Raw genomic sequence first — 22,829 nt, forward strand, 5'->3', positions numbered from 1 at the left:
CGGCGGCCTGACCTCGACGAAGATCGTCGTCGCCGGTGGGTTCGGTGTTGGCAAGACCACGTTCGTGGGGTCGGTCTCGGAGATCCTCCCGCTGACCACGGAAGCGGTGATGACCGACGCCAGCGCCGGCATCGACGATCTGGGGCTGACCCCGAACAAGACCACCACCACGGTGGCGATGGACTTCGGCCGGGTGTCGCTGGACCAGGACCTGATCCTGTACCTGTTCGGCACGCCGGGTCAGCACCGGTTCTGGTTCATGTGGGACGACCTCGTCAAGGGCGCCATCGGCGCGGTCGTGCTGGTCGACACCCGGAGGCTGGCCGACTGCTTCCCGGCGATCGACTACTTCGAGGAGGCCGGGCTGCCCTTCGTCGTGGCCATCAACGGCTGGGACGGGGCCTACCTGCACGCGGAGGAGGAGGTGCGCGAGGCGCTGACACTGGCCCCGCACATCCCCATCTCTCGGACCGACGCGCGCTCGCGCGACGCGGTGAAGGCCACGCTCATCACGCTGGTCGAGCACGCGCTCACCACGCGGATGGCCGTTCCCGGCTGGGGACGCTGATCTCCGGGGCGTCAGTCGTGCCTCCCAGCGGATAGGCTGGGAGGTCGAGTCGCAGACCCGTAGCGCAGAGGCTGGCCAAACACGTGTTCGAGACGCTTTCCGACCGGCTCACATCGGTCTTCTCCTCCCTTCGTTCCAAGGGTCGGCTGTCCGAGGCCGACATCGACGCCACGTGCCGCGAGATCCGTATCGCGCTGCTCGAGGCCGACGTCGCCCTGCCCGTCGTCAAGACGTTCGTGGCCCAGGTCAAGGAGCGCGCCCGCGGCGCCGAGGTCTCGCAGGCCCTCAACCCGGCCCAGCAGGTCGTCAAGATCGTCAACGACGAGCTGATCGAGGTCCTCGGCGGTGAGACGCGGCGTCTCCGCTACGCCAAGAACCCGCCGACCGTCATCATGCTCGCGGGCCTGCAGGGCGCCGGAAAGACCACCCTGGCCGGCAAGCTGGCCCGCTGGCTGCGCGACCAGAACCACGTGCCGCTGCTGGTCGCCGCCGACCTCCAGCGTCCCAACGCGGTCCAGCAGCTCGCCGTCATGGCCGAGCGCGCCGGCGTGGCGGTCTACGCCCCCGAGCCCGGCAACGGCGTCGGCGACCCGATCGCGGTGGCCCGCCAGTCGATCGACCACGCCAGGCGGCAGCAGCACGACATCGTCATCATCGACACCGCCGGCCGCCTGGGCATCGACCAGGAGCTGATGAAGCAGGCCGCCGACATCCGCGACGCGGTCTCGCCCGACGAGGTCCTGTTCGTCGTGGACGCCATGATCGGCCAGGACGCCGTCTCCACGGCCCAGGCGTTCATGGAGGGCGTCGGCTTCGACGGCGTCGTGCTCACCAAGCTCGACGGCGACGCCCGGGGCGGCGCCGCCCTGTCGGTCCGCCACATCACCGGCAAGCCGATCATGTTCGCCTCCACCGGTGAGAAGCTGGAAGACTTCGACGCCTTCCACCCGGACCGGATGGCCTCCCGCATCCTCGACATGGGTGACATCCTCACCCTCATCGAGCAGGCCCAGAAGACCTTCGACGAGGCCGAGGCCGTCAAGATGGCGGGCAAGCTCACCTCGGGAGAGGGCTTCACGCTGGAGGACTTCCTCGAGCAGATGATGATGGTCCGCAAGATGGGCCCCATCAAGAACCTCCTCGGCATGATGCCCGGCATGGGGCAGATGCGCGACCAGCTCAACCAGTTCGACGAGCGCGACCTCGACCGCGTCGCCGCGATCATCCGCTCGATGACCCCGGCCGAGCGCCAGAATCCGAAGATGATCGACGGCTCCCGGCGGGCCCGCATCGCCAGGGGCTCCGGCGTGACGGTGACCGAGGTCAGCGGCCTGGTCACCCGCTTCTTCGACGCCCAGAAGATGATGAAGCGGATGGCCGGCGGGATGGGCATCCCCGGCATGCCCGGCGGGCGCAAGGGCAAGGCCGCGCAGAAGAAGGCGGGCAAGGGGCGCCGGGTCAGCGGTGACCCGCGCAAGGCGGCCCTCGGCAAGAAGGCCCACGACGGGGCCGACGACAAGGTTCCCGGCGGCGCCCTCGGCAACCTGGGCGCCGGTCAGCTCCCCGGCCAGCTCCCGCCCGGCCTGGAGCTGCCGCCGGGCTTCGACCCCTCCAAGTTCAAGTTCCCGGGCCAGAAGTGAGCGAAGGCCGGAACGGCGGCGGCTTCCACGGGCGCGCCCGGTGGATCTGGGTGGTCGTCATACTCGGCTTCATCGCGATGGCGACGCTGGAACTCCTCGGCCTCGGCCCCAGATAGCGGGCCACCGGTGAGAAGGGGGCGGCGGGGGAGACCCGCCGCCCCTTTTCCGTCCCGCCCCGGCGCCCGCGCCCGGGATCCGGCGGGCGGCCGTACGGTGGTTCCCGCGCTCAGGAACCGGCGGGCGGGCAACCGTACGGCGTGACCGCCAGCGTCAGCAGCGCCCACAGCGCCGCCGGCACGTCGTCGGCCGGCGCGGCGGGCCGTACCGGGGCGGTGCCCGGAGCCGGGGTGGGGCAGTCCCCGCCGGCGTGGAAGCCCACGGCGGCGCGGCCACCCTCCTCCCGGGCGCCGGGGGCCGCCGCCCGGGCGACCGTGTGATCCCCCCGGCCCCCTCCGGCGGGGGACGTCTCGCCCGGGGAGGAGGCGGCCCGCATCGTGAGCACGGCGCCCAGCACCGCGATCGACCCGATGGCGGTGAGCGTCAGAGATCTCAGGGTGGTTGCCACGGCGGCCATTTAGCGCAGCAGCGGGCCCCGCCCGGCACGGCGGACACACGCGGATTACCGACTCTTGCCCCGGGCTCGCCGCACGGGATGGCCCTTTGGAACCGGGCACCCCCGCGGGTCTGGCACAATGGCATGTTGGAACACGTGACCCCGTGGGTGCCCTCTCACCCCCGCGCGGCACGACTGTCCCTTGAACGGTCTTCTCCTCGTGCCCCACTCGATGAGATGCCGCTCACCCACGCTTTCGAAGCAGGAGAGACCACAGCAGTGGCAGTCAAGATCAAGCTCAAGCGGCTCGGCATGATCCGCAACCCGCAGTACCGCATCGTCGTCGCCGACAGCCGCACCAAGCGTGACGGCCGTGCGATCGAGGAGATCGGCCTGTACCACCCGAAGGAGAACCCCTCGCGCATCGAGATCGATGCCGAGCGGGCGGCCTACTGGCTGGGTGTCGGCGCGCAGCCGACCGAGCCGGTGCTGAAGCTCCTCAAGCTCACCGGCGACTGGCAGAAGTTCAAGGGCGAGCCGGCTCCGGCTCCGCTCAAGGTCGCCGAGCCCAAGGCCGACCGCCACGCCGCCTACGAGGCCGCGGCCAAGGAGGCGCTGTCGCTCGACGCCGCAGCCGCCACCACGCCGAAGAAGAAGGCCGCCAAGGCCGCCAAGGCCGACGAGGCCGTCGCTGAGACCCCGGCTGAGCCGGCGGCTGCGGCGGAGAAGCCGGAAGGCGAGGCCTGAGGTGCTTGAGGAGGCCCTCGAGCACCTGGTGAAGGGCATCGTCGAACATTCCGACGACGTCCAGGTTCACGCCCGCCGCATCCGCAGCGGCCGTGTGCTTGAGGTCCGGGTCCACCCCGACGACCTCGGCAAGGTCATCGGTCGCGGTGGCCGCACGGCCAAGGCGCTGCGCACGGTCATGAACGCGCTGGGCGACGGCAAGTACGTCCGGGTCGACCTCCTCGACCTCAACGAGGCCCGTTAGGGTCCGCTCCCGCCGAGCGGGCCCTCGCGGCGAAGGCACATCGAGCGAACGGGCCACCCGCCCAGCGTGGGTGGCCCGTTCGCTTGTCATCAACCACTTGGAACCACTTGGGAGGCGGGCGTGCAGCTTGTCGTAGGCCGGATCGGCCGCCCGCACGGGCTCCGCGGCGAGGTGTCCGTGGAGGTGCGCACCGACGACCCGGAGAGCCGTTTCGCCCCGGGATCCGCTCTTTCCACCGACCCGGCGTCCGCCGGTCCGCTCGTCGTGGAGTCCCGGCGCCGGCATTCGGGGATCCTGCTGGTGAAGTTCCTGGGCGTGGCCGACCGCGACCGGGCCGAGGAGCTCCGCGGCACCATGCTCGTCATCGACTCGGAGGAGATCCCGCCGCCCGAGGACCCCGACGAGTTCTACGACCACCAGCTCATCGGCCTCGCGGTGGTCACCCCCGACCGGGAGCGGGTCGGCGAGGTGACCGACGTGCTGCACCACGGCCAGGACCTCCTGGTGGTGCGGCGCGACTTCGGCGAGGTCTACGTCCCGTTCGTCAAGGCGCTCGTCCCGGTGGTCGACCTGGACGAGGGCTTCCTGGTCGTGGACGCCCCCGAGGGCCTGCTCGACCCCGACGCGGCCGTCTGACGGCCATCCGAACATGCGCATCGACATCATCTCGATCTTCCCCGAGTACTTCGCCCCGCTCGACGTCTCCCTCATCGGCAAGGCGCGCGAGCGCGGCATCCTCGACGTCCACCTCCACCAGCTCCGCGACTGGGCCCACGACGTGCACCGCACCGTCGACGACACGCCGTACGGCGGCGGCCCCGGCATGGTCATGAAGCCCGAGCCATGGGGGGAGGCCATCGACACCGTCCTCGCCGCCGACCAGGACGCGCGGCCCAGGATCATCGTGCCGACCCCCAGTGGGGTGCCGTTCACCCAGCGCCTGGCGATGGAGTACGCCGCCGAGCCCTGGCTGCTGTTCACCCCGGCCCGCTACGAGGGCATCGACTCCCGCGTCATGGCCGAGTACGGCTCCCGCCTGCGCGTGGACGAGGTCAGCATCGGCGACTACGTGCTGGCCGGCGGCGAGGCGGCGGTGCTGGTGATGGTCGAGGCCGTCGGCCGGCTGCTGCCCGGCGTGCTGGGCAACGCGCGCTCGGCCGTGGACGACTCCTTCGCGCCCGGGGAGATGGAGAACCTCCTCGAAGGTCCCGTCTACACCAAGCCGCCGGAGTGGCGGGGGCACGAGGTCCCGGAGATCCTGCTCTCCGGGCACCACGGGAAGATCGCCCGGTGGCGGCGGGACGAGGCGCTGCGCCGTACCGCGCGGAACCGGGCCGAACTGCTGGCGGCGCTCGACCCGGCGACCCTCGACAAGCACGACCGGCGGCTCCTGACGGAGCTCGGCCTGCTGCCCTGAGGGGGCTCGGCCGGTTCCCCGGGCGTGGTCCGTGTGGTCCGCCCGCGCGGCGGGCGGTTCCGCGTGCCGGCTCCCGTGGTCGGCTCCGCCCGGTCCGCTCGGTCGGTCCGTTCCGCGTGGTCAGGGTGGTTGATTTCCGGTCGGTCGCCGGGATATGGCAGACTGAAGCGTTGCCGCCGACTGCCTGCAGGCCGGCGCGCAGTCGGGCAGACGGGTCCGGCTCCGCGGAAACAGGCGCGGAGGCGGGCACAGACGCATCCATTCCAGTACGCGTGTCCACCGCGACGCCGCCTCACCGTGGCCGGGTGAACCTCCGCGTGCTCGCTCAGATGAGGTACCACTGTCATGCACACGCTGATCAGCGAGCTTGAGAAGTCCACGCTCCGTTCCGACGTCCCGGCCTTCCGCCCCGGTGACACGCTCGAGGTTCACGTCCGCGTGATCGAGGGCAACCGCTCCCGTGTCCAGGTCTTCAAGGGCTTCGTCCTGCGCCGCCAGGGCGGTGGCGCCCGCGAGACCTTCACCGTCCGCAAGGTCAGCTACGGCGTCGGCGTCGAGCGCACCTTCCCGGTGCACAGCCCCGTCATCGAGAAGATCACCGTGGTGACCCGCGGTGACGTTCGTCGCGCCAAGCTGTACTACATGCGCGACCTGCGCGGCAAGGCCGCCCGCATCCGCGAGAAGCGCGAGAGCCGCTGACGCCTTTCCGCGTCCCGGCGTATCCGGCCCGCGTCCCCTCCCGGGGAGGCGGGCCGTTCGCGTCCGTACAGGCTTGACCGCCTTTGAGGAAACGCATGGCATGAGGTAACCGGACTGGCGAACGTCCGGTCCCCTCCATCATTTAGGCTCATCACCGATGAGTAGCGAAGACCGGGAGTCCGGCGCAGCCTCGCGTCGACCTGTCGAGGACGAGGTGCACGTGGTCGCCGAAGACACTCAGAAGACCGCCAAGGGTGACGAGGGTAAGAAGAAGGGCTCCTTTTGGAAGGAGTTGCCCATCCTGGTCGTCGTCGCGCTGGTCCTCGCACTGGTGATCAAGACCTTCGTGGTCCAGGCGTTCTACATCCCCTCGGAGTCGATGGAGAACACCCTCCTGGTCAACGACCGCGTCCTGGTGAACAAGCCGGTCTACCGGATCCGCGACATCGAGCGGGGCGACGTGGTGGTGTTCTCGGGCGTCGACTCCTGGGACGGCGAGGTCGAGATCCCCGAGCCGTCCAACCCCGTCTCCGGGTTCTTCCACTGGGTCGGCGGCGTGTTCGGCATGGTGCCGAACGAGAAGGACTACATCAAGCGCGTCATCGGCGTCGGCGGCGACACGGTCGAGTGCTGCGACGTCAAGGGCCGGGTGACGGTCAACGGCGTCCCGCTGGACGAGACGTCCTACCTCTACCCCGGTGACGTGCCCTCGCGGGAGCCCTTCAAGATCAAGGTTCCCGAGGGGCGGCTGTGGGTGATGGGCGACCACCGCTCGGTCTCCCTCGACTCCCGTTCCCACATGGGCGACCCCGGCGGCGGGACGATCCCGGTGGACAAGGTGATCGGCCGCGCGTTCGTCATCGTCTGGCCGTTCTCCAGGGCGAAGATCATCTCTATTCCGGACACCTTCGGCCAGAAGGGCCTCCAGCCCGCCGCCGCGGCGGCCGTCGGGGCCGCCCCGTTCCTGGGCGGATTCGCGCTGGCCACGCCGCTGGTGCTCTGGCGCCGGCGCAGGCGCTCCCGGGGCTGACCCGGGGCTGATGGCCTTTCCGGGCGAGGGGACCGTACGGAGGCCGTACGGGGCCCGGACACCGGCGGTCCGGCGGCGACGGCCTTTCCGGGCCGGGAAGCCGCGCCGCGCCGGGCGCCGGTGGGCTTACCCTCATGATTGTGGAACCTGACAGTAAAGCGGCGGAGCCCGGCGAAGGCGCACCCGGGGAAGACACGGCCGGGGACGGCCCGGTCGTGAAGGGCGCGGCCGGGGACGGTGCGGCCGGGGGCGGCGCGAAGGGCGCGAAGAAGTCCTCCGGCAAGGGCGGCGGCCTGCGCGAGTCGGTCCTCCTGGCCGTGTCCGGCGTGGTGGTGGCGCTGCTGCTGCACATGTTCGTCATCGCGTCCTTCGAGATCCCGTCGGAGTCGATGGAGAACACCCTGCAGCGCGGTGACAGGGTGGTCGTCAACAAGCTGCACGGCGAGACCGAGCGCGGCGACGTCGTCGTCTTCACCGGCTGGCGGGACGAGTACACGATCAAGCGGGTCATCGCGGTCGGCGGGGACACCGTCAGGTGCTGCGACGCCCAGGGGCGGATCACCGTCAACGGCGTCCCGCTCGACGAGAAGCCCTACCTGCACCCCGACGACTTCCCCTCGGGGGACAAGTTCGAGAAGGTCGTGCCGAAGGGGCGTCTGTGGGTGATGGGCGACCACCGCTCCGCCTCGGCCGACTCCCGCGCCCACGAGAAGCAGGAGGGTGAGGGCACGATCTCCGAGGACCAGGTCATCGGCCGGGCCTTCGCGATCTACTGGCCGTTCTCCAGGGCCACCGTGCTGTCGACCCCCGACACCCTCGCCCGGACCTTCACCAACACGCGATAGCGGTACCGAACGGGCCGCACAGGGCGTAACCTCTGCCCATGGTCGCTATGTCTGCCGCGGTGCCGTGACGGGCACGTTCCGTCCCACGCCCTGCGTGGTCCGGCGCGACTCGGGGCTGTACGGCTACGAGCGGGCCCTGACGCGCCGCGGGCTGGGGCCGGTGGCAGGGGCCGACGAGGCGGGCCGGGGCGCCTGCGCGGGGCCTCTGGTGGTCGCCGCCGTGGTGCTCGGCCGCCGGATCGATGGCCTGGGCGACTCCAAGCTGCTGACCGCCGCCCGCCGGGAGTCCCTCTACGAGCGCATCACGGCGACCGCGAAGGCGCTCAGCGTGGTGGCGATCCCGCCGGCCGAGATCGACGCGCGCGGCCTTCACCGCTCCAACATCGACGGCATGCGCCGCGCCGTCGCGCGGCTGCCGTGCGCTCCCGGTTACGTGCTCGTCGACGGCTTCGCCGTACCCGGCCTGCCCGCGCCGTCCCTGGCCGTGTGGAAGGGCGACCAGGTGGCGGCCTGCGTCGCGGCGGCCTCGATCGTGGCGAAGGTGACGCGTGACAGGATGATGATCGCTCTGCACGAACGTCACCCGGATTACGGTTTCGCCGCGCACAAGGGGTATGGGACCGTGAGCCATCGCAGGGCGCTGGAGAGGCACGGTCCGTGCCCGGAGCACCGGTTCTCCTTCGCCACGGTGGCGAGGGCGGGGCCGGGGCCGGTGATGGGTGAGAATGAAATGGGGGCCGGTGTCGCCTGATCGGGCGGGCCGGGCAAGGCCTTTAACAGGAGGACCGGTATGAGCGCAGAGGATCTCGAGAAATACGAGGCCGAGATGGAGCTGCAGCTTTACCGCGAGTACCGCGACGTCGTCGGGCTGTTCACGTACGTCGTCGAGACCGAACGGCGCTTCTATCTCACCAACTCCGTCGACCTGGACGTCCGCACCGCCGAGAACGGCGACGTGTTCTTCGACGTGAAGATGCAGGACGCCTGGGTGTGGGACATGTACCGCCCTGCGAGGTTCGTCAAGAACGTCCGCGTGGTCACCTTCAAGGACGTCAACGTCGAGGAGCTCGCCAAGGCGGACCTGGAGATGCCCAAGGAGGGTTTCTCCGGCTGACCCCCGGCCGTCCCGGCTGATCCCCGGCCGGTTTCCGGCCGCTTCCCGGTGATCATCGGCTGGTTTCCGGTTGCTTCCCGGTGCTCCGCCGTCCGGTCCGCGGGCGGTGTGCCGTCCACCCGTGGGCGGTGTGCCATCCGGTCCGTGGGCGTCCCGGCCGGCGTCCGTCCCGCGGTCGTGATCCGGGTCCGTGGTCCGTCCCGTGGACGCGCCTTCGGCTCTGGGGCTCGTCCACAGGCGTACTCGGCGTTCGCCGTCTGTCCACAGAACCGCGTTCGGCTCTCCGGGGCGGGGCCGGTTTGGGCGAAGGTCTGGGACCGGAGGTGGTTCCATGGCCGCGAAACACGAGCTGGGCCGGTACGGCGAGCAGGTCGCCGTCGACTATCTGCTGGCTCAGGGCATGCAGATCCTGGATCGCAACTGGCGGTGCCCGGACGGGGAGATCGACGTGGTCGCCCGGGAGGGGCGGACGCTCGTCGTGGTGGAGGTGAAGACCCGCTCCGGCCAGAGCCACGGCACCGCCTTCGAGGCGGTGACCGAGGCCAAGCTGGCCCGTCTGCGCCTGCTGGCGGTCAGATGGCTGGGGGCCCGGCACCGGCGGTTCGAGACGATCCGCGTCGACGTCGTGGCCCTGGAGCGGTTCGCCGGGGATTTCGCCATCCGGTACGAGCGGGGGGTGTGCTAGATGCGCGCCACGCCGTCGCGCGCCGTCCGCCACCGGGGGGTGGTGTGAGTGGCCGTCGCGCGCACCCGCTGCGTCGCCCTGATCGGGGTGAGCGGTCATCCCGTCGACGTCGAGGCCGACGTCGGAGCCGGTGTGGCGGGGCTGCACCTGATCGGCATGCTGGACACCGCGCTGAGCGAGGCGCGCGACCGCGTCCGCTCCGCCGTGGTCAACAGCCGGCATCCCTGGCCCGACACGCGGATCACCGTCAGCCTGTTCCCCGCCAGCCTGCCCAAGCGCGGGAGCCTGTTCGATCTCGCGAAAGTCAATCTATGGCACACTTAGCTTATGGATTCTCCTCTGCCCCCCGCCGTCCGCGACTACGTCGCGTATTACCGCAAGTCCAAGGGTCGAGCAGGAGTCGCCCGCCAGCGCCGCGACTGCCAACTCCTCTGCGAGCGCATCGGCGGGCGCATCGTCGCCGAGTTCACCGACACCGACCGGACCGCGTTCGCCAAGGTTGGCGCCGGGCCGACCCGCCGCGATGACTACCGTGCCATGCTCGACATGCTCCGCGCCGATAACAGGCCGACACCCCTCGGGGTCCTGGCTTGGCACGCCGACCGACTGCACCGCAACCCCAGCGAATCCGAGACGTTCGTGACCGTGTGCGCCTCCGGCAACCATCCTGTAGAGACCGCCCGCTCCGGCTCCTATGACTTGACCACGCCCACCGGCCGCAAACGCTTCCGGAACGACGTTGTAGACGCTGCCTATGAGGTTGACCACATGATCGAGCGAATCGAGTCCATGAAGGCCGAAGCGGCAAGGGACGGCCGTTGGCTGGGAGGCCGGCGCCCGTTCGGCTACGAGGACGACGGGGTGACCGTACGACCTGCCGAGGCGGTCGAGCTGAGGGACATGGCAGATCGACTCCTAGACGGATGGAGCCTCAACGGCATCGCTCGGAACCTCAACGCACGCGGCGTGCCCACCTCGACCGGCAAGAGCTGGACTGGTAGGAGCGTTCGACAGGTTCTCGCTCGTCCTCGCAACGCCGGGATCATGGAGCATCGCCGAGAGGAGGTCGGCAAAGCGAACTGGCCGGCGATCCTCGACGAACCAACGTGGCGCACCGTGGTTGCTCTTGTCTCGGCCCCAGAGCGCCGTACGTCGCCCGGAGGTGCCCGGCGGTGGATGGGGTCCGGGCTCTACGAGTGCGGCGTTTGTGAGGCAAATGGAGAGCTCTCCACCCTAGTTGTGGGCACCGCTGGAGCAGGGCGAACGGCCAGCCGAACCACCATCCCCGCCTACATCTGCCAGAAGTACGAAGGGCAAAAGCACGTCGTACGCAGCGCCGAGCACCTCGACCGGTACGTGACCATGCACGTGATCGAGCGTCTCTCCCGGCCTGACGCCGCAGAGCTCGCCATGGGCCGACAGGCTGACGACACGGCTCGGGCCCGGGTCATCGAGCGGGAGGCGCTCCGGCTGCGGGAGCAAGAGGCGGGGGAGATGTATGCCGCAGGGGAGATGACCCGGGCGCAACTCGTGACCGCCAACCAAAGGATTGCCGCCCGCCGCGCCGAGCTCGACCAGCTCGACGCCGCGGAAGCTCGGGTTACCGCGCTCACGCCGTTCCGGGAGGGCGATCCGGCTCACGTATGGGAAGGGCTCGACCTCGACCAGCGGCGAGCCGTCGTCGCCGAGCTGATGCGGGTTGTTGTGCTGCCCGCCAGCAAGGGGCGCCCGGCGGGCTGGACACCGGAGTACGGCAAGGTCTGGGGGTACTTCAACCCCGACGCCGTACGGATTACCGGCTTGATCTAACCGGCTTTGCCCTTGATGGCCGGCGGAAGGAAACCGCGCTGACGCGCCCTGGCGATCCAGCGGTGGACCGTCGTCGGGGGCACATTTGCATCCTTCCCGATCTTCACTGCTGGAGCGTCCTCGCCGCGCGCTACCAAGCGCCGGTACACCACGGCGAGGTTCTCCAGGAACTCGTCAGTGATCCGCCCCCCTTCGGGACGCTCCACCTTCTCCCAGGGCGTGTGGGGATCCACCTCATCGTCGATGAGCTTCATGGTGGGCAGCGCTCCGCCAAACTTCAGCGAGGGAACCTCCTCGAAGAAGCAAGCCATGTCCTCTAGCTGCAGGGGCGCTTGCTCCGATGGGTCCATGAACTCGGCGAAGTGCTCAGGCGTGCTGAGTCGCATCACCGTGAGGAACTGTTCTATATCGGCGAGAGGGAAGTCCCGCCACCTCCGCGCCGTAATCGGCTGCGCAGAGGTCATGAGAGTCGTGTGGAGGCGCGGGTTGAGATTCTCGCCCTCGCCCGCCGGCAGGTAATGCAGGACGACTGTTATCCCTGTCTCGTCCGTCGCGCGCACCCAGCCGCCGGGCCAGAAGTTGATCTCCCAAGACTGCCATTTCAACATGGCGCCATTGTGTCACTTGCTCACGTGAATGCATAGGTGGCCCACCTCTTTGCACTTCGCTCTACCTCCCGTTACTCTCAATGCATAAGTGGTCCACGTAGGTGCTTAGGTGGTCCGCTTCGATCGGTCATGCATGGGAGGGAGACATGTCCATTCGGAATGCCGAAGACCAGCTTCCGGCGTACAAGCCGAAGCAGGCAGCCGAGGTCATGAACGTGCACATCAATACCGTCTACCGGATGATCGCCGACGGTCGACTGAAGACTGTGCGGGCCGGGCGAGCCCACCGCATTCCCGCTGGGGAGCTGGCGCCGTTCCGTGACGGGCAGGCCGCGTGAACACGCTCACCGACTTCCAGTCGGACCCGCTCTACGCGCTGGTGAAGAAGAACGTGGATCAGATGCCGCCGCTTAGCCCGGAGAAGCGGGCTCGACTCGCTCTGATCCTGCACGTGAAGGAGGGCGTCGCTGATGTCGCCGCCTGACAACAAAAACGGGCCCCGGAGCACCACCTCCGAGACCCGCCCGAACGACCAGAAGGCCGCCAACAACGCTGAGAACAAGGTACCGAACGTGAACGACAAGCGCGACAACCGGAAGGGGCAGACTTCCCTGCCGCTCGCCGCCGCGGTCGCCTACCCGCCGTACCCGGGCCTCAAGAAGGCCGTCCTCGTGGTCGAGAACTGCCCCGTCTGCTCGTGGCCGCATCGCCATGAAGCCGACTGGCCGGCCGCCGCCCTGCTCACCCGGCGGGGCCGGTGCGGTGCGAGGTACGACCTCATCCCGCGCGTCCGCCGTACCAAGAAGCGGGCCGCCTGATGCCCGAGATGCTCTATCAGACCTCGACCTGGGCGGCCGTTCACTGGCTCGTCGACCGGTTCGACTTCAAGCTCGCCGCCGCCGACAACCCGGCCAACCCCGAGTGCGTCGGCGCCCACCGACCCGACGAACCATGCGACGGGCAGCGCGGCAAGCACCCCTGCGGGCGGTGGACCCTCGTGGCCACCAACAGCGCCGCCGGCCTTCGCGCCCAGTTCAACCGCGGACCCCGGAACATCCTCATTCCGTGCGGGCTGAACAACCTGCTCGTGGTCGACGAAGACCGCCAGGGCGCCTACACCGACTTCGCCGCCAGCATCGGCCAGCAGGTCGAGCCGACGTTCACCAACGAGACCGCCAAGGGTCGCCACTACTACTACTGGCAGCCCGAGGGCGACCAGCTCGGCAACAGCCCCGGCGCGCTCAAGGGCCGCGGCATCGACATCCGGGGCCGCGGCGGCTACGTGATCGGCCCGGGGTCGCTGCACGAGACGGGCGTGATCTACACGCCGGTTGATCCGGGTGCGTCGATCCTTCCGGCGCCGGGGTGGCTGGTGGAGGCGCTGCGTCCGAAGCGGCCGGCGTATGCCGCGGTTCGGCGTCCGGCGGGTCACAGGCAGAGCATTCCCGGCGTGGCTGGGCTGGCTGCGTGGCTGTCTCGCCAGCAGGAGGGCAACCGCAACAAGTCGTTGCACTGGTGCGCGTGCCGGGCGGCTGAGCAGGGCTTGCCGGAAGCCGACTTCGAGGAACTCGTCAGGGTCGCCGTGTCCATCGGACTGGACGAAGGCGCGTCCCGCCGTACCGTCGCCTCCGCGCGGCGCACCGTCGCAAGGAGAAGCGCTTGAGTAGCAAGCCCACCACCGACGCGCTCGCGCTGCTCGGCGCCGCCGGCTGGGACATCCCGGCCGGATATGAGGTGACCGAGGCTGGCCTGTTCTTCCGCAAGGAGACCCGCGAGGGGTCGATCCTCATGCGGTTCGCGTTCGCGCCGGTGCTGCCCACTCTGGTTCAGGTCGACCCGGACGGCCGCCACCAGGTGCGGGTGTCGTGGATCGACGCCAGCCGGGGCGGGACGCGGGTACGGAGCCGGGTGGTGGACCGGTCGGTGTTCACCTCCGGTCGCAAGCTGATCGCCGAGCTGGGCGCCTACGGGCTGCCCGTGGTCGACGGCGACGCCAAGCGGCTGGAGCGGTGGTTGCTAGAGGTCCTGACTGCCAACCAGGACAAGGTGGAACGCCGCTACCTCGCCCGTCAGCTCGGCTGGCAGCCGGACGAATCGTTCGTGGTCGTGCCCGGCCAGCCGCACCCCGTCGAGCCGCTGTTCGTCGAGCAGCAGGACATGCTCACGGGTTTCCGCGCGAAGGGCACGCTGGCCGGGTGGCGGGAGGCGGTCATGAGCCTTCAGGGGTACCCGGCCGCGTCCATGGCGATGTACGGGGCGTTCGCCGCGCCGCTGCTGCGCGTCCTGAAGGCGCCCTCTTCGGTGCTGGACATCTACGGCCGCTCGACCCGCGGCAAGACGACCGCCCTGCGGATCGGCGCGAGCGTGTGGGGCGACCCGGGGGAGGACTCCACCCTCATCGGATCCTGGCGGACCACGATGCTCGGCATCGAGTACCGGCTGCACATCGGCAACGGCCTGCCGGCGATCCTCGACGACACCCGCACGGCTGCTGAAGGTCTGGTTGACCAGGTGCTCTACCAGGTCTCCCAGGGTCGGGGGAAGGCGCGCGGCGGCGGGTGGGCCAACTCGCTGCCCTGGCAGACCATCTTGCTGTCGACCGGCGAGCAGTCGGCGCTGAGCATGTGCGCCCACGAGGGTGCCTCGGCCCGGGTCATGAGCATGGGGGAACCGCCGTTCGGTACCGGCGGCACCGACTCCGCGCGGGCCGCGGACATGGTGCGGTCCGGCATCGAGGCTCACCACGGTGTCGCCGGACCGGCGTTCGTGGAACGCCTGCGCGCCGCCGACTCCGAGGGCCTTCGGCGTAGGTGGGCCGACATGACGGTGCCGCTGCTGGGTGACAGCGACATCTCCGCCCGCCGGGCCCGCAATCTCGCAGTGCTGGCCCTGGCCGCCACCCTGGCATACGAGTGGGAGATCCTGCCGTTCGCGCCCCCAGACCCGGCGCGGTGGATGGAGCTGTTCTCCGGGCAGATCGATCGCGATGACCGCTCTCAGCGGGCGGTGGACCTGGTATCCGGGTGGATCGCGGCCAGCCGACACGCCCTGTGGGCTCCGCGGGACGACCGCTCCGCACCGGCGAGCGGGTGGATCGGCCGCATCATCCGGGACGGCGACAAGATCATGGTCGCCGTCCTGGTCGAGCCGCTCCGCCGAGAGCTCAAGCGCTGCGGTGTCGAGCTGGACGCGGTGGTTCACGGCTGGCTGGAGGACCGGCTGATCCTCCGCAGCGAGAACCGGCCGTACTACTCGCACTCCAAGAAGATCGACGGAGCGCAGGCCCGACTGATCATCTTCAGCCCGGACGCCGTCACGATCGATGGTGACAGCGAGTGAACGCCCCTCGGACGCGCAAAAAAAGAGGGCCCCCTGTTCCGGGCGTGCGCGTTACTCTCCCAAACCCGCCAAATATGCAGGTCAGGGCCTAGATGAAGGGTAACGCGGCCGTGCGTTACCCCAGTCGGTGCAGCTGAAGGTAACGCATCCCCGCGTTACCTTTCTCCTCCATTAAAGCCACAGGTCAGACCGGCAATTAAGGCATCTAGAGAAGGTAACGCGAGATCAGAAAACAGGGAGGGCTCATTATCCGCACACCAACCGCCCTCATCACTAACCGCAACAAGGGGACCTCATGACCACCCACCACGAAGCGCAGGAACAGCGGGCCGCTGACCTCTTCGGCCTGCGACCCTCCCGCGCCCGGATCTGCCCCCGCGTCGTCGCCGGCAAGCACTGCCAGGCTGACCACGACACGTGCGTATGCCAGCGCCACCACCGGCTGCTCGACCACGGCCGCCTCTGGCTCGACCCCGAAGGCCACCACGTCCTCACCGGCGAGCCGTACAGCGCCGACGGCGATGCCCTCACCGCACTGCTCACCGACACGGCCAGCCTCGGACTGACGGTCAGCATCACCGGCCGCTCGCTCTGGAACCCCGGGCAGACGGTGCTGATCCGCATCACCGCCGATCGGCCTTCGGAGTAGCCCGTGACCGTCCACACACTCAAGGTCGGCGAGGGTGTGATCCTCCCTCTCGCCTTCTGTTATGCGTGCGGTGTAGGGCTCGGCGTCATCGTCGGAGAGATCACCGGATACGAAGGGCCGGACTATGTAGTCCGCCTCGACCACGCCGATGACCGCCTAGGCCGGGACTCCTGTAACCCCGCCGGTTCCAGCTCTGTCTGGAGTGAAGCAGAGATCAGCGAACTGGTGTGGGTCCTATGACCACCTCGACCACGCCCGACCGCGGGAATGCCGGGCCAAGGGAACACGCCCCCGGCCCTGTCCCACGGTTGACCCGTGCGGGGGTTGACAATCCCGCCCCCGCCGCTGTCCCACTTTCCGCGTCCACGTCAAGGAGGTGACCGGTATGCCCCGAGGCTTGGGAGGTCCCCTTCCAGATGGGACATTCGCCGTCGTGGATCCGAGCGACTCAAGCACGGTGACCCTCTGGTGGGTCGTCGGCGGGAAGCTCAAGCCCTGGCCCCTCGACAAGCGATGGGCACCCCTCCCGCCGCCACGGCCCAAGGGCCTCCCACCAGCGGAGCGCCGGGCATGGCGAGACGACTGGTACGCCGACGTCTACTTCCCGTGGAAGGACGCGGTCGTCGCGGCGATCGCGGCGGACCTTCCCGTCGCGGCGGCCCTGTTCGACGAGCTGGTGCCGCCGGGAGAGCGGCCCACCCCGGGCATGCTCCCCGTACGGCCAGCCCGTCAGCGCCCCAGCAGGGCACGCACCCCCAGGGCGAAGAAGCCCCGGCGGGACAAGGAGCTCCGGGAGGCGTTCACCGCCGCCACGCTCGCCAACGCCGGCATGTCGGTGCGTCGTGTGGCGAAGGCGCTCGGCGTCACCCGCTCGACCGCCTGGCGCCGGATCGAGGTCGGCAGGGTCGAGCACGCCGATTTGCTGGCGCGGATGAATCGCCTGAAGCGGGGCGGCCCGTTCGTCGTGGGAGGGGACGGGGCGTGACTAGCTTCGGCCCGCGCAAGGCGGGATTGCTGCATAAGCGTCATTATGCATCACTGCAAAATGGCGTTTTCCCAGGTCATTCCACTTTTGAGGTAAGTGACCGTGCGCACGCAGCCAACTCATCCTTTCGTGTCCGTTTATGCAGCGCCATGCATCCCGTCATGCATTCATCCGCCGTCACAGAAAGTAAAGCGGGATGACGTACGTCGAGGGCGCTCTCGTTGCGGGCTTCGCCGCGCACGTCATCGACCGGATCATTGCCGAGCGGATGGGCCGGCTGCTGGCCGACCCGCGCCTGACATCCGTCCAGCGCGCCGAGCTGGAGCAGGTGAAAGCCGCGATCCGCCGGGCCGCCAAGCAGTGGGAGCAGCTGCCCGTTTCCGAGGAAACGCCGCCTGCGGAAACCACGCCATCGTCGGAGTTGCTCACCACCGAGGAAGCCGGGGCGCTGCTGGGCACCACGGCGCGGCGGGCCCGCCAGCTCGCCGCCCTCGGGATGGGCGTCAAGGCCGGCGGCGTGTGGCTGCTGAGCCGAGAGCTGGTGCTGGACTACCGCGAAGGGCGGAGGATCGCATGAGGGCGACCGACCTGCAGGGCGAAGCCAAACGAGTGTTCGACTCCTGGCGGGCCGCGGGCTACACCGAGACCCAGGCACTTGAGGAAGTGGAGCGCTCCGGGGTGCTGCACGAAGACCAGCTGTACGGCATCTTCAAGGGCCTTGGCATGAGCGAGAACGCCGCCCGCACGGCCGCACGAGGCCGCGTCGGCACCACGGCCGGCGGCCCGTTCGATGAACTGGTGGGCGCGTTCCGGCTGCTGGGCATGAGCGGCGACGCCGCCCGGACTGCGGCGGTCGGCCGGGACATGACCGAGCGCCAGGCCCGCCAGGTCCTCGCCGCCGGTGACGTCCAAGCCTCCCTGCAACAGGCGTTCGGCGCGGCGGTCCGCGCCTGCCAGAGCTTCCACGACATGACCGAAGCCAACGCGAAGGCGTGGATCACCAAGAAGCTCGACACCGAGTGGGCGCCGCTGTCGCCCGCCGAGCGCATCATCGAACTCACCAGCTATGCCAAGACCTTCGGCTCGGGAGCCAAGGCCGCTGACCTTCCCGCCCCGCCGGCACCTGCGACGCCGGTCGCCGAGAGCTACGGCCGCGGCCAGGTCGTCGAGCTGCGCGAGGTCATCGGCTGGACCAGCTGGCCGAAGGCGACCCGGGACTGACACGTGTGCGTGCCGGGTCCGGCGTCAACGTCACCGCGGCTGGTGCTACTTGGTGCTTTCCCCACCAGCTCGCGGACCGAAGGCCCGAGAGGCTCACTCCTTCTGGCCAGTGACCGGGCCTGCGTCTTCCCGGCGCGCACCCACCCTCTGAACGGACAGGTGCCCCATGAACGATGTAGCCGCTCACCAGCGGTTTTCTGAGCTGACATCGCACACGCAAGACGGCCTGCTGCGCCTGCAGTCGATCATCTCCGATCTCGGCGAGCACGACCTGATGGCCTTGGGCGGGCAGCTCGCGACAGTCGTGACGCGCCTGGACTCGATGGAGCGCCGCGCTCCGGTGACGATCGAGAACATGCAGGTCCGGGAAGAGGCCGACATCGGCCGGATCTCGGCTCAGCTGGCGTTCCGGCAGGGCGCCCGGGGCTGAGCATCACCGAGCGGAGGCCGGACAGCTCAACGGCTGTCCGGCCTCCTGTCGCCCTGCCAGGGGGCGGCAGTATGGCAGTGGCCCCGCCTCGCGCCCATAGAGCGAGACGGGGCCACCAGGGGTTCCCCGCGCCTCGACACCCCTCCGAGAAGAGGCGCGGGGGAAGGTCCGCGACGCCCCTCTGCGCTGACGCGCCGCGGACTCCTCCGGCCGGCCCTCGGCGCGCGAAGGCCGGACGGGAGGTCTACTCCCGGCGGATCTCCTTGAGGAGCGCCGCCAGGCCCTCCTGGATGGTCATCTCCCGGGCGATGCCCTCGATGCCGCCGCACTCCTTCATCGCGGCCTTCTGCAGCTGGTCGAGCCGCTCGGGGTCTGCGCTCTTGCGGCGGGCGATGGCGTGCCGGCGCTTCACCTCTTCGGGGGTCACAGCTCGACCCCCTCGCGGCCCAGGGCGGCGGCGAGCTGCTTGCACAGGTCGCCGGCGTTGACGTCGTGCAGGGTGTGGGAGCCGCCTTCGCGGGTGGGGCCGGTGGCGTAGTAGACGTCCGCGGTCCACCACACGCGGTATGGCGAGTACGCCCGGCTGATAGCGCGCATGAGGTCAGCGCGGCGCTGGGGAGTGAACTCGACCGGTGGCATCGGCGCGGGAGCCGTATCGTTGGCCATGGGTGGACCTCCATCGTCCAGCCGAACGGCCGTTCCGGTGTTCTCCGCACCGGGGCGGCCATTGTCTTGTGTGCGCTGCGTGGCGTCAGCGCCACTCAACGATATGACGCGGCAGGGAGCGGTGTATAGCAGTAGGCCGCTACCTATACGTTTGTGCAGCTCAGCGTAGTTTTACAGTGAGGCGCATGGCAGCTGAGCAGGACATCCCGCCCTTCGAGCCCGGCCCGGCGCAATACACGTATGTGGCCCTGGCCGACCACATCGCCCTGCGGATCCGCGGCGGTGACCTGAACCCGGGTGCTCGACTGCCCGGGGAACGTGACCTTGCCGTCGAGTACGGCGTGGCGGTCGGCACCGTCCGCCGAGCTGTCGCCGAACTCCGGGACCGCGGCCTGGTCGTCACCCTGCCGGCCAAGGGCACGTTCATCACCGAGCCGAACGGCTGAGCGGCAGGGAGGAACGATTCGTTCCCCCGGGCGCGGCAAGGCGGTCATCCTGCGCTACCACGGCATGCCGACCTTGTCGGTGACGTCACCAACATGGTTCGCGCCGGGCAGGTTCCCGGCGCCGGGAAGCTTCCGGCCGGACCCCCACCGGAGTAGTCCGGACCCTTCGCAGGGTGGGCGACAGCCCTTCCCGCGGGAGGCCAGTCGCAGGGGTACGCACCAGTGCGTACCCCGGCGCCGGCGGGAGCGTGGCACCCCGCGAAGGGGCCTGGGGTGCTACGCGGGAGAGGGTTACAGGTCAGAAGGGGTGCCACGGTCCGTGGCACCCCTCGTGGCACCCGCCGTGGCGGGGGTGTGGCACCCCTCCGTGGCACCCGTGGCAGCAAGATCAAATCTTCGTGGCGCGCAGCCCACGCGCAGCCGTACGCGCGAGAGTGAGCCCGTCAGGGTGACGGGCTCACCGCCGAGTCAACCGACCTCGGGCCGCTCAGGCATGAGGTACCGCTGGGCGTCGTCGTCGTAGCCGAGCACGTCGGCCCCGATCAGCTTCTTGAGTTGCTTCTGAGCCCACGCCCTCTTCATGCCGGTGGACTCCCACAACGGCCGCAGATCGCGTGTGGCGAAGTCGCGGGCCCCGTCGTCCCACAGCCCTTGGAGATGCGCCATGAGCGCCTCTCCGCGCTGCTGAGGCGTCATGGTGACCTCCGGCGGCGCGAACTCCCATTCGGGGTCGCTGGGGTCGTCGACGATCGGGTCATCGGGGCCGGCCTGAACCTCGGGGTCCGGATCGTCCTCGGTCAGGTACTCAGCTGCCACGTTGCGCACCTCCTCATCTTCGTCATCGGTGGCGTCGATGGCGTGTTCCAGCGCTTCGGGCGGGGCGGCGAGCGCACGGCCGCCGCTCGGAAGGCGGGAGATGGCCGCGGTTCCTTCGTCGACGGGCTTCGCGAAGGCCGGCCAGGCGGCGGCGTGCTCGCGCATGGCGGCGTTGGCCCGTTCGTCGTCGAACTGGCCGCGGCCGTCGAGGCCCCAGGCGAAGGTCCGCATCGGCATCGCGATCCGCTCATCCGGGATGGACGGCGCGTCCCAGTACGTCATCCCGGGCTGCTTGTTGCTCCACAGCTCGGGGCGGGCGCCGGCGTCCTGCTGAGCCTCCGACAGGCCGAACCCGGCATCGTGCCCGGACTCGACGCCGAAGCACGCCTTGGCGAGCTGGCCGCGCGCCAGGGTCGGCATCTGCGTGTAGTCCGACCGCTGCAGGCTCATGACCACCGTGCCGCCCGCGCTCCGGATGGCCTTGAGCATGCTCAGGAACGCCTCTTGCTCCTTGTCGCTCAGGGCGTCGTAGACGTCGGGGAACTCCTCGATCCACACGACCCAGTACGTCAGGCCGCACCCGGGCTTCCACTTCTGCAGGTTCTTCGCGGCGAGTTGGTCGGTGCGTTCCTTCACCCGGGCCTGCACATCGCCGAGCAGCTGCTTGGCGCCGGCCTTCGTCGTCTCGAAGCGGTGCAGTGCCTCGGCGAGCGGGCCCAAGGTCTGCGTGCCCTTGGTGATGTCGATGGCGAACACCGCGGCGTCGTAGCGGGTGACGATCTCACCCAGCAGGTTCCACGCCCCGCCGATCGACTTTCCGGACCCGGTCTGCCCCATGATCTGCAGGTGGTGTCCGACGATGACGTAGGCGACTTCGTCGAGGTCCTGCCACAGCCCATGCCGTAGCGGGTCGGCGATCGATCCGCCCGGCCGGGACGGGCCCGGCCACGGGATCGGGTGCTTCATCACCCGCGGGTCGGAGATGACGACCGTCGCCTTGCTCGCGTCGTCGGGGTCGATGCTGGTGATGACCGAGCCGGGCGGAAGGCCGATGCCGGACTCGATGTAGGGGACCTTCTTCTGCAGGTCCTCGGCGGTCTGGCGGCCCGGCTCAAGCTGTACGGCGCCCTCGATCTTGTGTTCGGTCGCCGCGGTGGTGCGCGCCTCGACCGTCAGGCCGGCCCGCTCGGCGCCCTGCCCGAACAGGAAGGCGAGCGGGTCGGAGATCGCGCCCGGCGCGTCCCACCCCTTCATCCTGATCACGGTGCGGATGTTCCAGGTGGCGCACAGGGTGAACCCGCCAATCAGCGCGATGCGGCCCGTGACGACGGTGGTGGGGCCGTTGATCGTGGCGGCCGTCACCCACAGACCGGTCAGCAGCGTCGTGGCGGTGGTGTGCGTCTTGCCCCACGGGCCGCGGGCGTGCGACTGGCCGTAGGTCACGCCGGTCAGCACGATCACCCCCACCGACATCAGGAACGCCGTCCAGGACGCCACGGCAGGATCGTCGGTGTCGAGGATGAAGTGGAAGGCTGAACCGACGCCGAACAGCAGCAGCCCCACCACCCACGGCGATGCGAGGGTGACCAGCTTGGACACGCCCTGCGCGGCCACCTTCTGCAGGCTCGACTCGGTATCGATGGTCGCGAGTTCCTTGCTCCGGGTGGCCATCACACGTCATCCCAGTTGAACGTCGGCTTCTTCTTGTCCTTGATGGCGGGAAGCTGCTCGATGAACTCCTTGCGGAACTGCTGGTGAAACTTCACCATCTCGACCGCGGACCCCTTCTGCAGCTCCGCGGCGCGCTTGAGGCGCCGCACCACGCGGCGGGCCCGCAGGCGGACGTCCGGGCCGCCGAGCAGGGCGAGCACCGGGTGTCCCTTGAAGCTGCGGATCAGAACGGCGTACAGCTCCTCGCTGGCCATCTCGAACTCGCCGCCGAGGTCCCGGCACAGGGCCCGCCCGATCTGGGCGTAGTTGGTGATGGCCACCGGGCCCTGCCACGGGATGTTGGACAGCTCCGGGATACGGGCCCGGCCCGGCCTGTCGGTGCTCACTGGCCGTCCTCCTCGTAGACGTCGTCGTCGTCGAGCACGTCGCCCTCGGCGACGTGGTTCTTGCCGGTCCGGTAGGCGTCGCCGACCACCCGGGCGAAGTCAGCGGCGTCCCGGCGGATCGGGCGGGCGCCGGCGAGCGCGGCCACCAGGTCGTCGAGCGCCGACAGCAGCAGGCGCAGCACGGCGTACAGCCCCGCCCACACGCTGGGGCGGGGGGCATGGTGAATCATGGGGTTCTCTCCTTCACAGGGGGAGGGCCCG

Annotated in this window: 32 protein-coding genes and 1 pseudogene; 26 read left to right on the forward strand and 7 right to left on the reverse strand. The window is 69.6% G+C overall.

Annotated features, from left to right (window positions below):
• Nucleotides 1–7 precede the first annotated feature (7 nt).
• The gene (locus tag ACQP10_RS08400) at nucleotides 8–568 is read left to right on the forward strand and encodes a GTP-binding protein (protein ID WP_179822947.1); all 561 of its coding nucleotides are present in this window, start codon (nucleotides 8–10) and stop codon (nucleotides 566–568) included.
• 83 nt (nucleotides 569–651) lie between these two features.
• Entirely contained in the window at nucleotides 652–2,208 is a 1,557-nt protein-coding gene (ffh, locus tag ACQP10_RS08405; protein WP_399499828.1) for a signal recognition particle protein, read from the forward strand.
• A 226-nt stretch (nucleotides 2,209–2,434) separates the two neighbouring features.
• Here ffh and ACQP10_RS08410 read toward each other — a convergent pair whose 3' ends face one another.
• Nucleotides 2,435–2,773 (reverse strand): hypothetical protein, encoded by a 339-nt coding sequence (locus ACQP10_RS08410; protein ID WP_346020877.1) that lies wholly within the window; start codon nucleotides 2,771–2,773, stop codon nucleotides 2,435–2,437.
• A gap of 267 nt (nucleotides 2,774–3,040) precedes the next feature.
• Here ACQP10_RS08410 and rpsP point away from each other — a divergent pair, with 267 nt between their 5' ends.
• From rpsP to ACQP10_RS08470, 12 genes and pseudogenes are all read left to right on the forward strand, one after another.
• Entirely contained in the window at nucleotides 3,041–3,508 is a 468-nt protein-coding gene (rpsP, locus tag ACQP10_RS08415) for a 30S ribosomal protein S16 (protein WP_179819092.1), read from the forward strand.
• A 1-nt stretch (nucleotide 3,509) separates the two neighbouring features.
• Nucleotides 3,510–3,752 carry an RNA-binding protein gene (locus ACQP10_RS08420; RefSeq protein ID WP_179819091.1) on the forward strand — a complete coding sequence of 81 codons (243 nt, stop codon included), beginning with the start codon at nucleotides 3,510–3,512 and terminating at the stop codon, nucleotides 3,750–3,752.
• Nucleotides 3,753–3,872: 120 nt separating this feature from the next.
• Nucleotides 3,873–4,388, forward strand: a complete 516-nt coding sequence (rimM, locus tag ACQP10_RS08425; RefSeq protein WP_179819090.1) for a ribosome maturation factor RimM — start codon at nucleotides 3,873–3,875, stop codon at nucleotides 4,386–4,388.
• A 13-nt stretch (nucleotides 4,389–4,401) separates the two neighbouring features.
• Nucleotides 4,402–5,169 (forward strand): tRNA (guanosine(37)-N1)-methyltransferase TrmD, encoded by a 768-nt coding sequence (gene trmD, locus ACQP10_RS08430; RefSeq protein ID WP_346020876.1) that lies wholly within the window; start codon nucleotides 4,402–4,404, stop codon nucleotides 5,167–5,169.
• Between the two features lie 345 nt (nucleotides 5,170–5,514).
• Nucleotides 5,515–5,868 carry a 50S ribosomal protein L19 gene (gene rplS / locus ACQP10_RS08435; RefSeq protein ID WP_179819088.1) on the forward strand — a complete coding sequence of 118 codons (354 nt, stop codon included), beginning with the start codon at nucleotides 5,515–5,517 and terminating at the stop codon, nucleotides 5,866–5,868.
• Nucleotides 5,869–6,025: 157 nt separating this feature from the next.
• Nucleotides 6,026–6,898: a signal peptidase I gene (gene lepB / locus ACQP10_RS08440; RefSeq protein WP_346020875.1), complete on the forward strand. Its 873-nt coding sequence runs from the start codon at nucleotides 6,026–6,028 to the stop codon at nucleotides 6,896–6,898.
• 134 nt (nucleotides 6,899–7,032) lie between these two features.
• On the forward strand, nucleotides 7,033–7,743 hold the full coding sequence (gene lepB / locus ACQP10_RS08445; protein ID WP_386149234.1) for a signal peptidase I: 711 nt from the start codon (nucleotides 7,033–7,035) through the stop codon (nucleotides 7,741–7,743).
• 64 nt (nucleotides 7,744–7,807) lie between these two features.
• Nucleotides 7,808–8,494 (forward strand): ribonuclease HII, encoded by a 687-nt coding sequence (locus ACQP10_RS08450; RefSeq protein ID WP_346020873.1) that lies wholly within the window; start codon nucleotides 7,808–7,810, stop codon nucleotides 8,492–8,494.
• Between the two features lie 39 nt (nucleotides 8,495–8,533).
• Nucleotides 8,534–8,857, forward strand: a complete 324-nt coding sequence (locus ACQP10_RS08455) for a DUF2469 domain-containing protein (protein WP_179819085.1) — start codon at nucleotides 8,534–8,536, stop codon at nucleotides 8,855–8,857.
• Between the two features lie 331 nt (nucleotides 8,858–9,188).
• The gene (locus ACQP10_RS08460; RefSeq protein ID WP_346020872.1) at nucleotides 9,189–9,542 is read left to right on the forward strand and encodes a YraN family protein; all 354 of its coding nucleotides are present in this window, start codon (nucleotides 9,189–9,191) and stop codon (nucleotides 9,540–9,542) included.
• Nucleotides 9,543–9,590: 48 nt separating this feature from the next.
• A pseudogene (locus ACQP10_RS08465) lies at nucleotides 9,591–9,842 on the forward strand (magnesium chelatase domain-containing protein); the annotation flags it as partial.
• Nucleotides 9,843–9,869: 27 nt separating this feature from the next.
• The gene (locus tag ACQP10_RS08470; protein ID WP_433541149.1) at nucleotides 9,870–11,351 is read left to right on the forward strand and encodes a recombinase family protein; all 1,482 of its coding nucleotides are present in this window, start codon (nucleotides 9,870–9,872) and stop codon (nucleotides 11,349–11,351) included.
• Here the strand turns inward: ACQP10_RS08470 and ACQP10_RS08475 are convergent.
• A complete protein-coding gene (locus tag ACQP10_RS08475; RefSeq protein ID WP_433541150.1) occupies nucleotides 11,348–11,959 on the reverse strand; it encodes a hypothetical protein in 612 nt (203 codons plus the stop codon). The genes ACQP10_RS08470 and ACQP10_RS08475 overlap by 4 nt on opposite strands.
• A 146-nt stretch (nucleotides 11,960–12,105) precedes the next feature.
• Between ACQP10_RS08475 and ACQP10_RS08480 the strand changes: the two genes are divergently transcribed.
• The 11 genes from ACQP10_RS08480 (at nucleotide 12,106) to ACQP10_RS08530 (ending at nucleotide 18,583) form a co-directional block, all read left to right on the forward strand.
• The gene (locus ACQP10_RS08480) at nucleotides 12,106–12,297 is read left to right on the forward strand and encodes a helix-turn-helix domain-containing protein (RefSeq protein ID WP_433541151.1); all 192 of its coding nucleotides are present in this window, start codon (nucleotides 12,106–12,108) and stop codon (nucleotides 12,295–12,297) included.
• Nucleotides 12,294–12,443 (forward strand): hypothetical protein, encoded by a 150-nt coding sequence (locus ACQP10_RS08485; RefSeq protein ID WP_433541152.1) that lies wholly within the window; start codon nucleotides 12,294–12,296, stop codon nucleotides 12,441–12,443. The genes ACQP10_RS08480 and ACQP10_RS08485 overlap by 4 nt, the downstream gene beginning before the upstream one ends.
• The gene (locus ACQP10_RS08490) at nucleotides 12,430–12,777 is read left to right on the forward strand and encodes a hypothetical protein (RefSeq protein ID WP_433541153.1); all 348 of its coding nucleotides are present in this window, start codon (nucleotides 12,430–12,432) and stop codon (nucleotides 12,775–12,777) included. The genes ACQP10_RS08485 and ACQP10_RS08490 overlap by 14 nt, the downstream gene beginning before the upstream one ends.
• Nucleotides 12,777–13,622 (forward strand): bifunctional DNA primase/polymerase, encoded by an 846-nt coding sequence (locus ACQP10_RS08495; RefSeq protein ID WP_433541154.1) that lies wholly within the window; start codon nucleotides 12,777–12,779, stop codon nucleotides 13,620–13,622. Before ACQP10_RS08490 ends, ACQP10_RS08495 begins: the two co-directional genes overlap by 1 nt.
• Complete coding sequence (locus ACQP10_RS08500; RefSeq protein ID WP_433541155.1) at nucleotides 13,619–15,298, forward strand: DUF927 domain-containing protein; 1,680 nt, start codon at nucleotides 13,619–13,621, stop codon at nucleotides 15,296–15,298. Before ACQP10_RS08495 ends, ACQP10_RS08500 begins: the two co-directional genes overlap by 4 nt.
• A gap of 295 nt (nucleotides 15,299–15,593) precedes the next feature.
• Entirely contained in the window at nucleotides 15,594–15,947 is a 354-nt protein-coding gene (locus ACQP10_RS08505; RefSeq protein ID WP_433541156.1) for a hypothetical protein, read from the forward strand.
• Between the two features lie 3 nt (nucleotides 15,948–15,950).
• On the forward strand, nucleotides 15,951–16,187 hold the full coding sequence (locus ACQP10_RS08510; protein ID WP_433541157.1) for a hypothetical protein: 237 nt from the start codon (nucleotides 15,951–15,953) through the stop codon (nucleotides 16,185–16,187).
• Between the two features lie 193 nt (nucleotides 16,188–16,380).
• Nucleotides 16,381–16,932, forward strand: a complete 552-nt coding sequence (locus ACQP10_RS08515; protein WP_433541158.1) for a helix-turn-helix domain-containing protein — start codon at nucleotides 16,381–16,383, stop codon at nucleotides 16,930–16,932.
• A 196-nt stretch (nucleotides 16,933–17,128) separates the two neighbouring features.
• The gene (locus ACQP10_RS08520; RefSeq protein WP_433541159.1) at nucleotides 17,129–17,509 is read left to right on the forward strand and encodes a hypothetical protein; all 381 of its coding nucleotides are present in this window, start codon (nucleotides 17,129–17,131) and stop codon (nucleotides 17,507–17,509) included.
• Nucleotides 17,506–18,153, forward strand: a complete 648-nt coding sequence (locus ACQP10_RS08525; protein WP_433541160.1) for a hypothetical protein — start codon at nucleotides 17,506–17,508, stop codon at nucleotides 18,151–18,153. The genes ACQP10_RS08520 and ACQP10_RS08525 overlap by 4 nt, the downstream gene beginning before the upstream one ends.
• Nucleotides 18,154–18,319: 166 nt before the next feature.
• Nucleotides 18,320–18,583 (forward strand): hypothetical protein, encoded by a 264-nt coding sequence (locus ACQP10_RS08530; RefSeq protein WP_433541161.1) that lies wholly within the window; start codon nucleotides 18,320–18,322, stop codon nucleotides 18,581–18,583.
• Between the two features lie 244 nt (nucleotides 18,584–18,827).
• Here the strand turns inward: ACQP10_RS08530 and ACQP10_RS08535 are convergent, their stop codons facing one another.
• On the reverse strand, nucleotides 18,828–19,010 hold the full coding sequence (locus tag ACQP10_RS08535) for a hypothetical protein (RefSeq protein ID WP_433541162.1): 183 nt from the start codon (nucleotides 19,008–19,010) through the stop codon (nucleotides 18,828–18,830).
• Nucleotides 19,007–19,249: a hypothetical protein gene (locus tag ACQP10_RS08540; protein WP_433541163.1), complete on the reverse strand. Its 243-nt coding sequence runs from the start codon at nucleotides 19,247–19,249 to the stop codon at nucleotides 19,007–19,009. The genes ACQP10_RS08535 and ACQP10_RS08540 overlap by 4 nt, the downstream gene beginning before the upstream one ends.
• Nucleotides 19,250–19,434: 185 nt before the next feature.
• Here ACQP10_RS08540 and ACQP10_RS08545 point away from each other — a divergent pair, with 185 nt between their 5' ends.
• Nucleotides 19,435–19,695 carry a GntR family transcriptional regulator gene (locus tag ACQP10_RS08545; RefSeq protein WP_433541164.1) on the forward strand — a complete coding sequence of 87 codons (261 nt, stop codon included), beginning with the start codon at nucleotides 19,435–19,437 and terminating at the stop codon, nucleotides 19,693–19,695.
• Between the two features lie 468 nt (nucleotides 19,696–20,163).
• On the opposite strand, the gene ACQP10_RS08550 is transcribed toward ACQP10_RS08545, so the two are convergent.
• From ACQP10_RS08550 to ACQP10_RS08560, 3 genes are read right to left on the reverse strand one after another with little or no spacing between them, the layout of a single operon-like run.
• Nucleotides 20,164–22,182 (reverse strand): hypothetical protein, encoded by a 2,019-nt coding sequence (locus ACQP10_RS08550; protein WP_433541165.1) that lies wholly within the window; start codon nucleotides 22,180–22,182, stop codon nucleotides 20,164–20,166.
• Nucleotides 22,182–22,568: a hypothetical protein gene (locus tag ACQP10_RS08555; protein ID WP_189250007.1), complete on the reverse strand. Its 387-nt coding sequence runs from the start codon at nucleotides 22,566–22,568 to the stop codon at nucleotides 22,182–22,184. Before ACQP10_RS08555 ends, ACQP10_RS08550 begins: the two co-directional genes overlap by 1 nt.
• Nucleotides 22,565–22,798, reverse strand: coding sequence for a hypothetical protein (locus tag ACQP10_RS08560; protein ID WP_433541166.1), 234 nt, complete (start codon nucleotides 22,796–22,798; stop codon nucleotides 22,565–22,567). The genes ACQP10_RS08555 and ACQP10_RS08560 overlap by 4 nt, the downstream gene beginning before the upstream one ends.
• Nucleotides 22,799–22,829 lie beyond the last annotated feature (31 nt).

The sequence above is a fragment of the Streptosporangium sandarakinum genome, assembly GCF_050942225.1.
GTDB classification, from domain to species: Bacteria; Actinomycetota; Actinomycetes; order Streptosporangiales; family Streptosporangiaceae; genus Streptosporangium; species Streptosporangium nondiastaticum.

What these genes read in the sequence shown, in the direction of transcription:
- trmD (WP_346020876.1), top strand. Translation starts at nt 4,402, where the DNA reads ATGCGCATCGACATCATCTCGATCTTCCCCGAGTACTTCGCCCCGCTC.
- rplS (WP_179819088.1), top strand. Translation starts at nt 5,515, where the DNA reads ATGCACACGCTGATCAGCGAGCTTGAGAAGTCCACGCTCCGTTCCGAC.
- lepB (WP_346020875.1), top strand. Translation starts at nt 6,026, where the DNA reads ATGAGTAGCGAAGACCGGGAGTCCGGCGCAGCCTCGCGTCGACCTGTC.
- lepB (WP_386149234.1), top strand. Translation starts at nt 7,033, where the DNA reads ATGATTGTGGAACCTGACAGTAAAGCGGCGGAGCCCGGCGAAGGCGCA.
- ACQP10_RS08455 (WP_179819085.1), top strand. Translation starts at nt 8,534, where the DNA reads ATGAGCGCAGAGGATCTCGAGAAATACGAGGCCGAGATGGAGCTGCAG.
- ACQP10_RS08460 (WP_346020872.1), top strand. Translation starts at nt 9,189, where the DNA reads ATGGCCGCGAAACACGAGCTGGGCCGGTACGGCGAGCAGGTCGCCGTC.
- ACQP10_RS08470 (WP_433541149.1), top strand. Translation starts at nt 9,870, where the DNA reads ATGGATTCTCCTCTGCCCCCCGCCGTCCGCGACTACGTCGCGTATTAC.
- ACQP10_RS08475 (WP_433541150.1), bottom strand. Translation starts at nt 11,959, where the DNA reads ATGTTGAAATGGCAGTCTTGGGAGATCAACTTCTGGCCCGGCGGCTGG.
- ACQP10_RS08480 (WP_433541151.1), top strand. Translation starts at nt 12,106, where the DNA reads ATGTCCATTCGGAATGCCGAAGACCAGCTTCCGGCGTACAAGCCGAAG.
- ACQP10_RS08490 (WP_433541153.1), top strand. Translation starts at nt 12,430, where the DNA reads ATGTCGCCGCCTGACAACAAAAACGGGCCCCGGAGCACCACCTCCGAG.
- ACQP10_RS08495 (WP_433541154.1), top strand. Translation starts at nt 12,777, where the DNA reads ATGCCCGAGATGCTCTATCAGACCTCGACCTGGGCGGCCGTTCACTGG.
- ACQP10_RS08505 (WP_433541156.1), top strand. Translation starts at nt 15,594, where the DNA reads ATGACCACCCACCACGAAGCGCAGGAACAGCGGGCCGCTGACCTCTTC.
- ACQP10_RS08520 (WP_433541159.1), top strand. Translation starts at nt 17,129, where the DNA reads ATGACGTACGTCGAGGGCGCTCTCGTTGCGGGCTTCGCCGCGCACGTC.
- ACQP10_RS08525 (WP_433541160.1), top strand. Translation starts at nt 17,506, where the DNA reads ATGAGGGCGACCGACCTGCAGGGCGAAGCCAAACGAGTGTTCGACTCC.
- ACQP10_RS08530 (WP_433541161.1), top strand. Translation starts at nt 18,320, where the DNA reads ATGAACGATGTAGCCGCTCACCAGCGGTTTTCTGAGCTGACATCGCAC.
- ACQP10_RS08540 (WP_433541163.1), bottom strand. Translation starts at nt 19,249, where the DNA reads ATGGCCAACGATACGGCTCCCGCGCCGATGCCACCGGTCGAGTTCACT.
- ACQP10_RS08545 (WP_433541164.1), top strand. Translation starts at nt 19,435, where the DNA reads ATGGCAGCTGAGCAGGACATCCCGCCCTTCGAGCCCGGCCCGGCGCAA.
- ACQP10_RS08550 (WP_433541165.1), bottom strand. Translation starts at nt 22,182, where the DNA reads ATGGCCACCCGGAGCAAGGAACTCGCGACCATCGATACCGAGTCGAGC.
- ACQP10_RS08560 (WP_433541166.1), bottom strand. Translation starts at nt 22,798, where the DNA reads ATGATTCACCATGCCCCCCGCCCCAGCGTGTGGGCGGGGCTGTACGCC.